The 12688-nt window shown below is 39.0% G+C and carries 11 protein-coding genes and 1 pseudogene; 9 read left to right on the forward strand and 3 right to left on the reverse strand.

Features of this window, described 5'->3' with window-relative positions; genetic code table 11:
* The 4 genes and pseudogenes from CWC14_RS14580 to CWC14_RS14595 all read left to right on the forward strand — a co-directional run.
* Positions 1-715: pseudogene (locus CWC14_RS14580) on the forward strand (type I restriction endonuclease subunit R); the annotation flags it as partial.
* Positions 715-1557, forward strand: a complete 843-nt coding sequence (locus CWC14_RS14585) for a M48 family metallopeptidase (RefSeq protein WP_212746555.1) — start codon at positions 715-717, stop codon at positions 1555-1557. The pseudogene CWC14_RS14580 and the gene CWC14_RS14585, both read left to right, overlap by 1 nt.
* Before the next feature lie 222 nt (positions 1558-1779).
* Positions 1780-2088 (forward strand): Hpt domain-containing protein, encoded by a 309-nt coding sequence (locus CWC14_RS14590; protein ID WP_249928755.1) that lies wholly within the window; start codon positions 1780-1782, stop codon positions 2086-2088.
* Positions 2078-2977, forward strand: coding sequence for a GGDEF domain-containing response regulator (locus CWC14_RS14595; protein WP_138563570.1), 900 nt, complete (start codon positions 2078-2080; stop codon positions 2975-2977). Before CWC14_RS14590 ends, CWC14_RS14595 begins: the two co-directional genes overlap by 11 nt.
* Before the next feature lie 13 nt (positions 2978-2990).
* Here CWC14_RS14595 and CWC14_RS14600 read toward each other — a convergent pair whose 3' ends face one another.
* Together CWC14_RS14600 and CWC14_RS14605 are read right to left on the reverse strand one after the other, a co-directional pair.
* A complete protein-coding gene (locus tag CWC14_RS14600; RefSeq protein WP_013465869.1) occupies positions 2991-3371 on the reverse strand; it encodes a DUF3192 domain-containing protein in 381 nt (126 codons plus the stop codon).
* Between the two features lie 174 nt (positions 3372-3545).
* On the reverse strand, positions 3546-4490 hold the full coding sequence (locus CWC14_RS14605; protein WP_138563572.1) for a D-2-hydroxyacid dehydrogenase: 945 nt from the start codon (positions 4488-4490) through the stop codon (positions 3546-3548).
* A gap of 440 nt (positions 4491-4930) precedes the next feature.
* Between CWC14_RS14605 and CWC14_RS14610 the strand changes: the two genes are divergently transcribed.
* Both CWC14_RS14610 and CWC14_RS14615 read left to right on the forward strand, forming a co-directional pair.
* A complete protein-coding gene (locus tag CWC14_RS14610; protein ID WP_138563574.1) occupies positions 4931-6064 on the forward strand; it encodes a 1-acyl-sn-glycerol-3-phosphate acyltransferase in 1134 nt (377 codons plus the stop codon).
* Between the two features lie 103 nt (positions 6065-6167).
* On the forward strand, positions 6168-6413 hold the full coding sequence (locus tag CWC14_RS14615; RefSeq protein ID WP_013465866.1) for a DUF1289 domain-containing protein: 246 nt from the start codon (positions 6168-6170) through the stop codon (positions 6411-6413).
* Here CWC14_RS14615 and CWC14_RS14620 read toward each other — a convergent pair.
* Positions 6410-7108, reverse strand: coding sequence for a transporter substrate-binding domain-containing protein (locus tag CWC14_RS14620; RefSeq protein WP_249928756.1), 699 nt, complete (start codon positions 7106-7108; stop codon positions 6410-6412). The two genes, CWC14_RS14615 and CWC14_RS14620, sit on opposite strands and share 4 nt — an antisense overlap.
* Before the next feature lie 381 nt (positions 7109-7489).
* On the opposite strand from CWC14_RS14620, the gene CWC14_RS14625 reads away from it, so the two are divergent.
* From CWC14_RS14625 to CWC14_RS14635, 3 genes are read left to right on the forward strand one after another with little or no spacing between them, the layout of a single operon-like run.
* Positions 7490-7693, forward strand: a complete 204-nt coding sequence (locus tag CWC14_RS14625) for a DUF3283 family protein (RefSeq protein WP_013465864.1) — start codon at positions 7490-7492, stop codon at positions 7691-7693.
* Between the two features lie 11 nt (positions 7694-7704).
* The gene (locus CWC14_RS14630; RefSeq protein WP_138563576.1) at positions 7705-8106 is read left to right on the forward strand and encodes a GNAT family N-acetyltransferase; all 402 of its coding nucleotides are present in this window, start codon (positions 7705-7707) and stop codon (positions 8104-8106) included.
* A gap of 25 nt (positions 8107-8131) precedes the next feature.
* Positions 8132-12637: an EAL domain-containing protein gene (locus tag CWC14_RS14635; protein ID WP_138563578.1), complete on the forward strand. Its 4506-nt coding sequence runs from the start codon at positions 8132-8134 to the stop codon at positions 12635-12637.
* The last annotated feature ends 51 nt before the right edge of the window (positions 12638-12688 follow it).

The following is a 12688-nucleotide window of genomic DNA, read 5'->3' on the forward strand; positions in this document are numbered from 1 at the left end:
TTTACGTAAACAAGTACGTGAAGATGCTGATGAAACTATTAATTACGATGAATACGCTGAAGATATTCGAAGCTTGCTTGATAAACACATAGCGGGTATTGAAGTAAAAGAACCTGATGGTGCATATTTAGTTGGTAACTTGGGCAAAGACGTTAAGCCACAGCATATGAATGATGACGAGGCTCGTAACCAAACAGATAAAATCACTGGCCGTATTACCAAGATGATTGAGCAAGACTTAGCAGATGATCCTTATGCGCAGGAATATTTTTCTAAGATGCTTAAAAAGGCCATTGAAGATGCCAAAGCCATGTTTGATGCACCAGTAAAGCAGTACATTCTTTTTGCTGATTTTGAGCAAGAAGTGAAAGATCGCAAAATGGCTGATGTTCCCAATGACTTTATGGATGACGCAGGCAAGTTAAACAAACATGCCCAAGCCTATTTTGGCCTGTTCAAACATTTATTCGATAGTGAGCTTTTAACTGAAAAGGCACTGGATAACGATAAGCTGGTAGCGCTTGCTTTTGATATTGATGCCGTCGTAAATGATGCGGTTGCTGAGTATTCCATTAACCCTGCGGAGATTGAAAACGCTATTCACATGAAGTTATTACCTATACTGTTTGCTGAGCTTGGCCTTGATAACGCACAAAAGCTGATTGAAGAAGTGTTGAAGAAGACCCGTTTAGGTATATCACGAGGTGACGTTTAGTGAGTAAGCACTCTGTTGCCGCTGCCATTCATTCTGAAAAAAGCCGCGCAACAACCAACGAACACGGTGTTTTTATTTATGGTAACGACACCATTCGCTATGACATTATTCGTAAACCAAAGCCTAGTAATACCGCTAAAAAAGTAGCACGTAAGGTCATTATTAAGGTTCACCCTGATCAGCGTGTTGTTGCGACTGTGCCTCATGATGCGAGCGAAGATGCTATTGTTGATGCCATGCACAAGCGTGCAAGGTGGATATGGCAAAGTATTAATGACTTTGCAAAGCAAAAAGATACGGTATTACATAAGCGTTATGTGAGTGGCGAAACGCAATTTTATTTGGGAAAGCGTTATGTACTCAAGGTCATTGTTGATGCTGAGCAAGTACCTAACGTAAAGCTAAGCCGTGGCAAATTGAACGTAACAATCAAGCATGAAGTCAATAAAGATATTGCCCCTGATAGTCAAGAAAGTCGGTTGGTGAAAATTAAACCGCTAATCGACAAGTGGTATCAACACAAAGCTAAAGCCATTTTTCATGAGAGACTAGCCGAATTGCTTCCGAAAGCGACTTGGGTAACAGGTATTCCTTCTTTTCGTGTAATGGCAATGAAAAAGCAGTGGGGAAGCTGCTCAACCAAAGGCAACTTAATGCTCAACCCACACCTTGTTAAAGCCCCTAAAGAATGCATTGATTACGTTATATTACATGAGCTTTGCCATATTGCTGAACACAATCACAGCGAGCGCTTCTGGCGTTTACTAACTCAAGTAATGCCAAACTGGAAAGAAGTAAAAGCTAAACTGGACGATATGGCTGAGATGTATTTAAATGAGTAAAGCACTTCTTAGTAATTTAACTAATAAGTGTTGAAGCTATTACTAATCACTACCGGTGTGCTAGATCTGACGTTACTTATTTTTAAGCATATGGCTGTTAGTTTAGATTTGAGCTACTCCCTAAATATACTTATTCTTTAATGGTTTTATTAGCCTATTTTATTTGCATCGATAGCTGATTTAGGCATATCTAAGCCTTGCTTTTTTGATAAAACCTTCGCTTTGACACAGTTCAATGATGATGAGAAGCTATTGCAAAGCATGCTTACTAAGTTAGCGGTGTTAAGTGAGTCATATTCAGCTGAGCTTCAAAAAGACATACCTACTATTGAAATGGTACGCTTAGTGCATAGTCTAAAAGGGATAGCAGGAAACTTAGGGTTTAACCGATTGTTGTTATGTGCTCAACATACTGAGCAATTGTTAAAAGTGGGCGACAAGAGCGCCAATGCTGCAATTAAAGAGCTGATAATACAGTTAAAACAAGTTCATATTTATATAAAAATTTTAGATGTAAGCAATGATAAATAAAGCAAAAATATTAATTGTAGATGACGATGCGCTTAACCGAATCATTTTAGAAAAAACCTTAAGCGATGAGCATGATGTTTACTTAGTGACAAGCGGTGAAGACGCGCTGGCGTTTGTTAAACACACGCCAGTAGACTTAATCATTTTAGATATCATGATGCCTGGTATGAATGGTTATGAAGTACTCGTACAGCTAAAAGAGAACAGTATAAGCCAGGCTATTCCTATTATTTTTATCTCTGCAAACAACCGTCATGAAGATGAGGCAAAGGGGCTAGAGCTCGGCGCAATGGATTATATTGGTAAGCCATTTAGTGCCGCTATTGTGAAAGTTAGAGTGCGGAACCAGTTATTAATTAAGCAAAAAAATGATTTGCTAGAAATGCTTGCCTCTATTGATGGCTTAACAGAAATACCCAATAGACGTTATTTAGATGAGAACTTAGAAAGAGAGTGGCGTAGAAGTAAGCGTAACAACTCTCCTTTGTGCGTTTTACTCATAGATATTGATCATTTTAAACGTTATAACGACTACTATGGCCACCGAGCTGGAGACGAATGTTTAAAAACAGTGGCAAAAACGTTAGCCGCGCAATGTGAGCGTGGCGGTGATTTTGTTGCGCGTTACGGCGGTGAAGAATTTGTGGCCGTATTACCAGAAACCAATCAGCAAGGTGCAATCGTTTTTGCCAACAAGTTACGTAACGCCGTTAATGATTTGAATATTGAACATAATGCGTCTTTAAACGCTACACATGTCACCATTAGCATCGGTATTGCTTCTAGTGAGAGTAGCCAAGCTTACACTGAAAAAGCATTGTTAGAAGAAGCTGACTCCGGTTTGTATAATGCGAAAAAGTTAGGGCGCAATCAAATTAGCGCCCAATAAATGCTGTAGTTACTTAGTTTGTCAGCATTTGCAGTGCTGAGGCACCAATACCAACTAATTTATCATTTTTAAATACCAACGGTGTGCATTCATCTTTAGTCATTTTACCATCTGAATGGATGCTGTGCGTTGCATAAAATAAGACTTGGTAAACATCCTCTTCTTTTTTGAGTAATTCGGTGAAGTCAGGTGTTTTTAGGGTTTTTAATACCGACTGATAAGAGCTATCCATTGCCAAGCCTGAAATAATTTCACGATTATTCTTATGTGTTGCTTGCCAGCTAGAAGAACTATTACCAGCCCAATGACCTTCCGCTTCGCCATCGGATACAGCAATAACACAGCCAGTTAAAAAAGGAGCGGTGAGGGCGGCGATTAAAAGCGTTTTTTTCATTTTTTATTATCCTAGATGATTAATTACAGACTTTAGAGCAAAGACTAGGCCAGTTTTTTAATCTTTAAAAATCAATTGCTTATTTTTAAAGTGATTTTTGAGTTAGTGGCTTTTTTAAGAAATAAAATTAAAAAGCCACTTTTTAGTTATTTTGACTAACTTAATTTAACGGCATTAAACCAAGCGATTACGCGACTCTTGTTGACTAAATGCAGCGATATTTAAACTCACTTCTTTAACCAAGCGCACAATAGATTCGGTACTGGCCCACGCGATATGTGGGGTTAGTAGTAAGTTATCTCCCGTGTAATTGGCCAGTGGATTGTTGTGCTCAGCAGGCTCTTTAGTTAGTACGTCAACACCTGCACCAGCAATCACATTGGTTTTTAAGGCTTGTGCTAAGTCGGCTTCGTTAATGATCCCCCCGCGCGCGGTGTTAATAATAAGCGCAGTTGGTTTCATCATTTTTAATTCATTAAGCGTAATTAAGTCACGCGTTTCATCATTAAGTGGGCAATGTACGCTGATAATATCCGCTGTTTTTATTGCAGTTTCAAAAGGCGTGCGTCCTTGGCGACACTCAGCACCTTTGCGCTCTGCAACAATGACATGAGCACCAAAGGCTTCAGCCACTTTAGATACAGCATTGCCCAGAGTTCCCCCACCAATAATGGCTAATGTTTTACCTTGAATGTCATTAAAGCTGTAATCAAGGCGACAAAACATGTCACTTTTTTGCCATGCGCCTTGTTGGCAGTCCGCTTGGTAGCGATGAGTATTGCCTAATAAGTTAGTAATTAACGAAAAGGTATGCTGCACAACCGAGGGGGTTGAATAACCAGCAACATTGGTTACCGCAATGCCTAAATCTTTCGCGGCATTTAAATCAACATTATTGGTGCCGGTGGCACTAACACAAATAAGTTTGAGTGATGTTAATTGTGCCATGGTGTCACGATTAATCACTACTTTATTGGTGATTAACACCTCTGCATTTTGGCTATGTGCTAGCACTTGCTCTGGGCTAGTTAGCTGATGCACGGTAAGCTTTCCCAGTGCTGAGATACAATCAAGTGAGGTGTTTGCCAGTGTGGCGTTATCAAGAATTGTTATGTTCACGGTGTGTCCTAATAGTGTATGTGTTAAGGGAATAATAACCCCTGTACGCAAAATGCTTGTGATAAAAAGAGTATCATCTATTTGAATGTTATTGGGTTTATCATGTTGCGTTTACATTAGCAGTTGTAGAGCCATATTTAAATGTGGTCTGCCCACTGACGGTTAACTTGCATGTTATTATGATCAACTGCCTTGCTAAGTTAACTTGAACAAAGTGCTGTTAGTAGGGTCTACCCATTTAAATTAATAATTAATAGCCATAGTTTATACGTATGCGTTGTTAGCAAGACAGCTTGGCTCGGCGTTAAACTATAACGCTATGAAAACTCAGTAAATCGAACTTTAGTATTGCTAGTTTCGTATTTTTGATTGAGTTATAATCAAAATCAGACACAGCGGGGCGTTTTAACGCGCCGTTTTTAACTTTGTAGATGCAGTAAATGATTGAATTAGAAGATAAGTACGCAGATATAAGACCTTACAATGACGATGAAGTTGCTGCCTCATTAGCGCGATTAATTAACGATAATGCGTTTATTGATGTAATTGCAAAATACAATTTGCCACGCTTTATATCCGCAGTTGGGTTTTTAGCACGCGCTATAATAAAGCATCAGTTGCGCAAAAAGTGGGGCAAAGTTAAAACGGTTGAAGATGTACAAAATGAAGTGGCACATTACTTAAATAAATTAATAAAACGTACCACCTCAAAAGTCACTTTTTCTGGCTTAGAAGACTTAGACCCTAATCAAGCCTATCTTTTTGTTTCAAACCACAGAGATATTGTACTTGACCCTGCACTGGTTAATTGGGGCTTATTCCAGCATAAAATGAAAACAGTGAGAATTGCGATTGGCGATAACTTGCTGCAAATTCCTTACATTACTGAGCTTATGCGCTTAAATAAAAGTTTTATTGTGAAACGCTCAGCAAAAGCCCCAAAAGAGATGTTAAAAGCGCTGACTCAGTTATCGGCTTATATTTATGATTCACTCAGTAGCGGGCACTCAATTTGGATTGCACAAAAAGAAGGGCGCGCTAAAGATGGGGTTGATGAAACTGATCCTGCGCTTTTAAAAATGTTGCAACTTAATGGCCGTAAACAAAAGAAAGAATTTGGCGAATACATTAAAGAGCTCAAAGTGGTGCCGGTTGCAATCTCTTACCAATACGAACCATGTGCAATTGCCAAGGCAAAAGAGCTATATCATAAACAACATCATGGCAAGTATGTTAAATCGGCGGGTGAAGATATTGCCAGCATTGTTGAAGGGTTTAGTTCAGCCAAAGGGCATGTGCATTTATCGTTTGGTCAGCCCATTGAGTCAGGTTGTGACAGTGCCGATGAACTGGCAAAAACCATTGATAAGCAAATTATTGATTCGTTTTACTTACACCCAGGCAACTTTATTGCTGCTGGCTGCACTGAGGCGGTGATCAATAAAAATGACGCAGCACAGTTTGAAGAACGTTTGGCCAAGGTGCCAGAAGAGTTAAGGGCTTTGGTTTTAGCTATGTATGCCAAGCCATTTCATCGAAAAACACAAGTAGATGAACAAAGCTGTGAGCAGTAATTAACAGTTTAAGCTAACAACAAAGCAGCAATTTATTTGCTGCTTTTTTTTTGCACAAAAATAGCGCTATACTCAGGCTATGCTTTTAATACCGGAGGGTAAAATGCAACAAATTGAAATATTTGATATTCCTAGCCCTTGTAAAGGTATTTGCTTAGTTAATAATCGCGGTTATTGCAAAGGCTGCTATCGCAGTCGCGATGAACGTTTTTCTTGGAATTCGTTAACGAATTCCCAAAAGAAAAAAGTATTGAGTTTATGCCAGCAGCGCTATAAACGTTACTTACAGCAAAAAAATAAAGTGGCACAATCATCACCGCAAGCAGATCAACAAGGTTTTGATTTTTAAAACTGTAGGTTGTATTTTGACCTGAGTTTTGCAACTGTGCCGTTATTGTGTAACTTATCCAGTGTTGCTTCTAGCTGGGGAACAATATCCGCATGACTGTTATGTAAATAATGATAAAGCGGGTAGGTAGCAACCACTTGTTTTTCATAGCAGCCCAAAGAGGGAGGAATGGTTTTATTTGCCATCGCAAAATCAATAAGTAACGCTCCTTGTACTTTTTTCTGGATCAGTAAGTTAAGCTGCGTATTATCACTTTTAACTTCAATTACCTTACCTTGAAAATCAATACTGTCTAAATATCGCTGTTGCACAGGGTAACTGGCAATAATGGCAATGCTATCTATGGTTTTAGTGGAGCTGGGCTCACAGTGTTTATAAAGCTCAAGGTTAAATTTAAAGAGTGGATAGTTAACTCGAATTAAATTTTTATAGGCACTTTCAATACTGATATCGCGAGCAAGCTGCCCATCCAACATGCCATTATCCGCTGCAAATAATGCATTTTGACGATTAAAATCGACAATATTTAGTTTAAAGCCTATATCTGCATAGGCCAATTGTAATAGCTCAATGGTATAGTTTGCTTGTTGAGTGTTTTGCGGGCGATTAAATGTGTAGCTATAACTGTGCGCAAAAGACATATTACTAAAAACTAAGCACAGTAATACCAGCAATCCGTTAAAGCGTTTAAGCACGTCAGTATTTCCAATTAATTACGGCAAGATAATAAGCGGCTATAGTAACAAATTGTCTGTCTTTTGCACAGTTTGCATTAGTAATCTTGCAAAAGTTACCACCAACAATTATTGATTACGTTGAATTATTTACAGTCGCTTATTTTTATTAGTTATAGAGTTAGTTTTTTATAAGTTTAAACGTATAATCTACGTTTTATTGAGCGAGGGGTTGTTGACCTTTGCGGATGAAAATTTGTTCAAACTAGGGGCGCTCGGCGCGACTTGTTTAACCTAGTGGGCTAGTAAAAGTCGAGCAAAGCCTCCGTGTGCTGCTCACGGCCCTTACCTGTATTCATGCAGGCAACAATAAGTTTATAGCCCCTAATAATTGGAGTGAATATGAGTTTTAATCTGTGTAACTTGCCGCGAGAGCAGAAGTATCAAATTCAGTTAGATTACGAGGCCTCATTTTGGGCTTATCAAATTAAGCGCGGTAAAAAAACGCGTGAGCAAGTGTACGACACTCTGCATAGTCGTCCTGTTGCAGAGCAAGGTGTTTTAAAACAAAAATTTGAGCAGTATTTGGCCATTATGCTTAGCTAGGTTTGCCTACTATGCTTGTAATTAAACAATTAGAATCAATTAAAACGCCCTTAGTTAATAAGTTTTATACGTTACATCACGTCCGCGGCCGTGCTAACAAACAGGATCAAGTCTGGGTCGCTTACGATAATAATACGATTATTGCCGCCTGCCGGTTACAGAATAAGCCCACTTTTTTATTTTTATCAACGGTGTTTGTGGCTCCTTCTTATCGTTCAAAGGGGGTGGCAACCCAGTTATTAGTTGCCCTTTTAAATGCGCAAACAGAACCTGTTTACACCTTTGCTTATCAACGCCTTACTGATTTTTATCAAGCACTTGGTTTTAACCAAGTGTTAACATATACTCCTTCATTATTAACGCTATTTGATGCCTATAAGCACCGAAATATTACCGCATTGAAATATCAATAAAACATAAATTAGCAATAGGATAAGCATGGGTATGAGTATTAATGGGTTTATCACAGCCATATTTGTGCTGTTTATGCTCATAAGCGTTGAAGTAACAGCGCAAGTAAAACGATTATCCCCAAGCGAAGGCTTATCTCAAAGTTACGTTAATACCATGCTTATCGATAACAATGGGTATTTATGGCTCTCTACTGAAGGAGGCCTTAACCGATACGATGGCTATCAAGTTATTCCAATCAATGGCCCTAATGGTGAGTTAGAAGAGGCGATCATCGATCGCATATATCAAGACCAACAAGGGCATATCTGGATTGCCTCCTTATTAGCAGGCTTGTTCAGATACGATCCGAAAACGGATACCTACCAACAATACATAGAAAAACCTGTCACAGAAGAGCAAATACTACAGCAGTCCGTTTTTACTATGTTAGCCACCGATGATAAAACCTTATGGATTGGACAAGGCCGAGAGTTTGCAAAACTCGATATAGACAACGGCTCTATTACCTCCTTATTTACACTTCCTGAGCAATTTGAAAATGCGTTTGTGCGTACTTTGTTTCATTATAACGGTTATATTTTTATCGGTAGCACAGACGGCGCGTATGTTTTTAACATCGCAACACAGCAGGTAAGGCCACTCGAGCACTTGAGCGAAACGGATGTACATATTTATCAAAATAATGTGAAATCATTTGCGCTAGGTAATAACAATCAGTTGCTTGTAGGTGCGGTTAAGGGTTTATACGCTGTTGATATTAGTAATTTAGAGGCAATGTTTAACAACCGCGAACAATCATTTACAAGCCAAAAATTACTGGCCGATTTGAATGTTTGGGATATTGATAATCAGCAAGGAGTGCTCGATTTAGCAACAGATAAAGGCCTGCTTTGTTTTAATTTAACCACTAAAAAAGTGGTAAAAAATAAACGTATCCAACAGAGTAAGTACACCCTCGCCGATAACAGTATTATTGATATGGTGAAAGATAAATCGGGCGGAATGTGGCTAGCCACTAAAACCGATGGTGCGTTTTATTTATCGGGCGACAATTACAAGTTTTATAATGTAGAGGGAAATGCACTGGTTGGGGATGGTTTATCACATCATTCGGTATGGTCAATTAAGGAGTTCCAAGAAAAGCTATGGTTAGGCACACACAATGGTTTAACTGCGGTTGATTTAAAAAGTAATCGCTCAAAGGTGTATTTAAAAGATTATAAAGTCGATTTACTGACCACAGAGTTTACTATTTTCAAAATTATGCCTTACAAAGATAAACTCTGGTTGCACTCAAACCGAGGATTATTCATTTTTGACCCGCAAACTCAGCAACTTACCCAACCAAGAACTAACAGTCCTACCAATCAGATTTTTTTAAATGATTGGATGCATGGCCTGACATTGCTACCAAACGGGGATTTGTATTTTGTACACCCAGATCATGGTATGTTTAAATATAATATTGATAGCCGACAATTAGTTCACTTAAAAGGCGAATTAGCACAATTTGACCCTTTTTTAGCGCATGGCTTTTTACCCCCATTACCGCACCAACCCGAGAAGCCATTATTTTTTAGTGGTGGCGTTTTATATCAATTTAACCCCAATGATTTAAGTTTAAACACCATTTATAAAGTGCCTAAACACCATGAAAATGTAGCCGTTAGTATTCTTTCCTACGTGGTAGATGGGCAAGGCATACTTTGGCTATCGTTATCTAATTTTGGGCTGATTGGTATAGATGCAACAACCTATGAGTTAGTGCACACAATTGATTTAGATAAAAATAAACTCAGCACCTTGTTGTACGATATGGTTCTTGATGAAGAGGGAATGATTTGGATGAGTAGCCATAAAGGAATATGGCGACTAAATCCTGAAACAATTCATTTTCAGCAATTTACAACATCAGATGGGGTGCTCTCTGCTGAGTTTAATAATGGCGCTATGGCTAAGTTAGCGGATGGTCGAATTGCCTTCGGTAGCCTCAAGGGTTTTACCTACTTTGATCCTAAAGACAATAAAAATAGCCAAGGTTTATTAGATCAGGTCAATATCACGCGCATCAACTTAATGTCTCGGGACTTGTCTATAAATTTACAGCAGCCATTAAAAAATATCACTTTAAATCATGATGATATCGGGCTTGAGATTGCATTTTCAGCGATGTCATTTAGCTTCCAAGAGCGCATTATTTATGAATATCAGCTCGATAAAGGTAAAAAAAGTTATACCCGAAATAATCGGGTGGTGTTTCCTAAATTAAACCCCGGTAGTTACCAGTTAAAAGTCTGGGCAAAAGATCCACTGACCGGCGACTATACTGCGCCAGCCACGTTAAATATTAAAGTGAAATATCCGCTATGGCGTGCTCCATACTTTTTAGCGCTTTATGCCATTTTATTGATCACCATAGTGACTGCATGGGTAATGAGGCGCAACAAAATACAGCGTATCTTATTGGCAGCACACAAAGAAAGCCAAGACAGTGAGGCGCGTTTAAAGCTTGCACTAGAAGGAAGTGAGTCCGGGGTATGGGATTGGCAGGCGAGCCAGTTAAATATTTATCAGCCTAGATTAGTCAACGAATTAGGCTACGAGGATGACTCGGTGAGTTTAGATGCCTACCTAGAAAAAATTCACCCTCAAGAGCGTGCTATTTTTAGGTTGGAGTGGTTAGAATTTTTATCAACAGATAAAGGGTATTTTAATTGTACCTACCGATTACGCCACGCCAAAGGTCATTGGCGCTGGTACAAAGATTTTGGCAAGGTGGTTGAATGGGACAAAAAAACGCCGCAAAAAGTAGCCGGTACGTATACCAATATGACACGCGAAAGGGTGTTTGAAGAGCATGCGCGGTTATTTACCGCCGCGTTTGAACAAACCCGAGATTGGGTGTTTATCTTAGATAAAAACTTTAATATACGTGCCTCAAATAAATCGCTGCAAAGCGCTTTTGGCTTATCAGCAGAGCCTCGTTCAACCCGTGCGCTTAATTTGGGAATGTCCCGCAGTAGCTATTTTGATTATTTACGAATTATGCAAAAGCTTGAAGTGGGCGAACATTTTTCATGTGAAGACACTGTCGTTCTGGCAAACAAAGAGCAACGCCATGTACTGGTTAAAATAAGCGCCGTAGCTGATGAAAGCCAAAGGCTGAGTAGTTTCGTGATTATTTTAACGGATATTCATGCACAAAAGTCAGCTGAGAGCGAACTGCATATACTGGCTAATTACGATTCACTTACTGGGCTGCCAAACAGAACCTTGTTTAACGACAGAGCTATACATGCCATCGATCAGGCGCGCCGCCATCAGTGTAAAGTGGCTTTGTTACACGTTAATATAAAACGGTTTAAGTATTTTAATGATTCATTTGGCACAGAAAACGCCAATGAGATAATAAAGCTGGTGGCGAACCGCTTGAAAACAGCATTACGTCCTTGTGATAGCGTCGCGCGTTTAGGCGGTGATGAATTTGTAATTCTAGTTGAAGATATTCAGCAAATAGAAGAAGTATTACTTATATGCACCAAACTAATGGATTGCGTGAGTAAAGACATTGTTATGAATCAGCAAAGCGTCAATATACACCTAAGTATTGGTGTGGCTATTTTCCCTGATGATGCCGTGCATTATAAAGCACTATTGAAAGCATCAAATGTGGCGCTTTATTATGCTAAAAATGGCTTGGAAGGGTGTTATAAGTTTTACAAACAAGAAATGAATCAACGTGTTGAAAGAGCGATGCATTTAGAATCACAGTTGATCAAAGCTTATCATGAACATGAATTTTGTAATTATTATCAACCCATTATTAATGCATCTACGCAAAAAACAGTGGGCTTTGAGGTGTTACTACGCTGGCCTTATAATCAGTTAGCGAGTACACAAGAGTTTGCAAACGTAGCTGAAAATATAGGTTTAATCACTAAAATAATGCTACAAACATTTCAGCGTGCTTTGGTGCAGTTAGCTCGTTGGCGTAAAGTGTGTCCTGATCTATACCTATCAATTAACCTCTCAGCACTGGATTTTGAATTTATCGGACTCGTCCCTGAAATTCGCCAAGCACTAAACAATGCAGCACTGCCGCCCGAGGCTATTGTATTTGAAATAACAGAGTCTATTTTAATGCGAGACTCAGAACATGCGCTTAAAAATATGGACTTATTAAAGCAACTAGGCTGTAAGTTGTACATGGATGATTTTGGAACAGGGTATGCCTCGTTAACTTATTTGAAGCGCTTTCCGATTGATGTATTAAAAATAGATCGCAGCTTTGTGCAAGATATTGGTATTGATTCGGATAACGAAGCGATTATTCAATCTACACTAACTTTAGCAAGCAGTTTAGGTAAAGAGTGTATTGCTGAAGGGGTTGAAAGCGCACATCAGTTGGCTTTTTTAAAAGCGCAAGGTTGTAGCTACTTTCAAGGTTATTTGTTTAGTAAAGCGGTGCCTAAAGAGCAGGTGCTTGAGCTTATTGAGCACGATTGGCATCCTGTATTCTCACAAGCTTAAAGCGCCGCTTAGTACATTATTTTATTAAGGAACCTGAACTCTGGATAATAA

This window comes from Pseudoalteromonas sp. S3260 (assembly GCF_005886925.1).
GTDB lineage: Bacteria > Pseudomonadota > Gammaproteobacteria > Enterobacterales > Alteromonadaceae > Pseudoalteromonas > Pseudoalteromonas tetraodonis.

Excerpts from the sequence above, each read along its gene's own strand:
- CWC14_RS14595 (WP_138563570.1), top strand. The coding sequence starts at position 2,078 with ATGATAAATAAAGCAAAAATATTAATTGTAGATGACGATGCGCTTAAC.
- CWC14_RS14600 (WP_013465869.1), bottom strand. The coding sequence starts at position 3,371 with ATGAAAAAAACGCTTTTAATCGCCGCCCTCACCGCTCCTTTTTTAACT.
- CWC14_RS14610 (WP_138563574.1), top strand. The coding sequence starts at position 4,931 with ATGATTGAATTAGAAGATAAGTACGCAGATATAAGACCTTACAATGAC.
- CWC14_RS14615 (WP_013465866.1), top strand. The coding sequence starts at position 6,168 with ATGCAACAAATTGAAATATTTGATATTCCTAGCCCTTGTAAAGGTATT.
- CWC14_RS14625 (WP_013465864.1), top strand. The coding sequence starts at position 7,490 with ATGAGTTTTAATCTGTGTAACTTGCCGCGAGAGCAGAAGTATCAAATT.
- CWC14_RS14630 (WP_138563576.1), top strand. The coding sequence starts at position 7,705 with ATGCTTGTAATTAAACAATTAGAATCAATTAAAACGCCCTTAGTTAAT.
- CWC14_RS14635 (WP_138563578.1), top strand. The coding sequence starts at position 8,132 with ATGGGTATGAGTATTAATGGGTTTATCACAGCCATATTTGTGCTGTTT.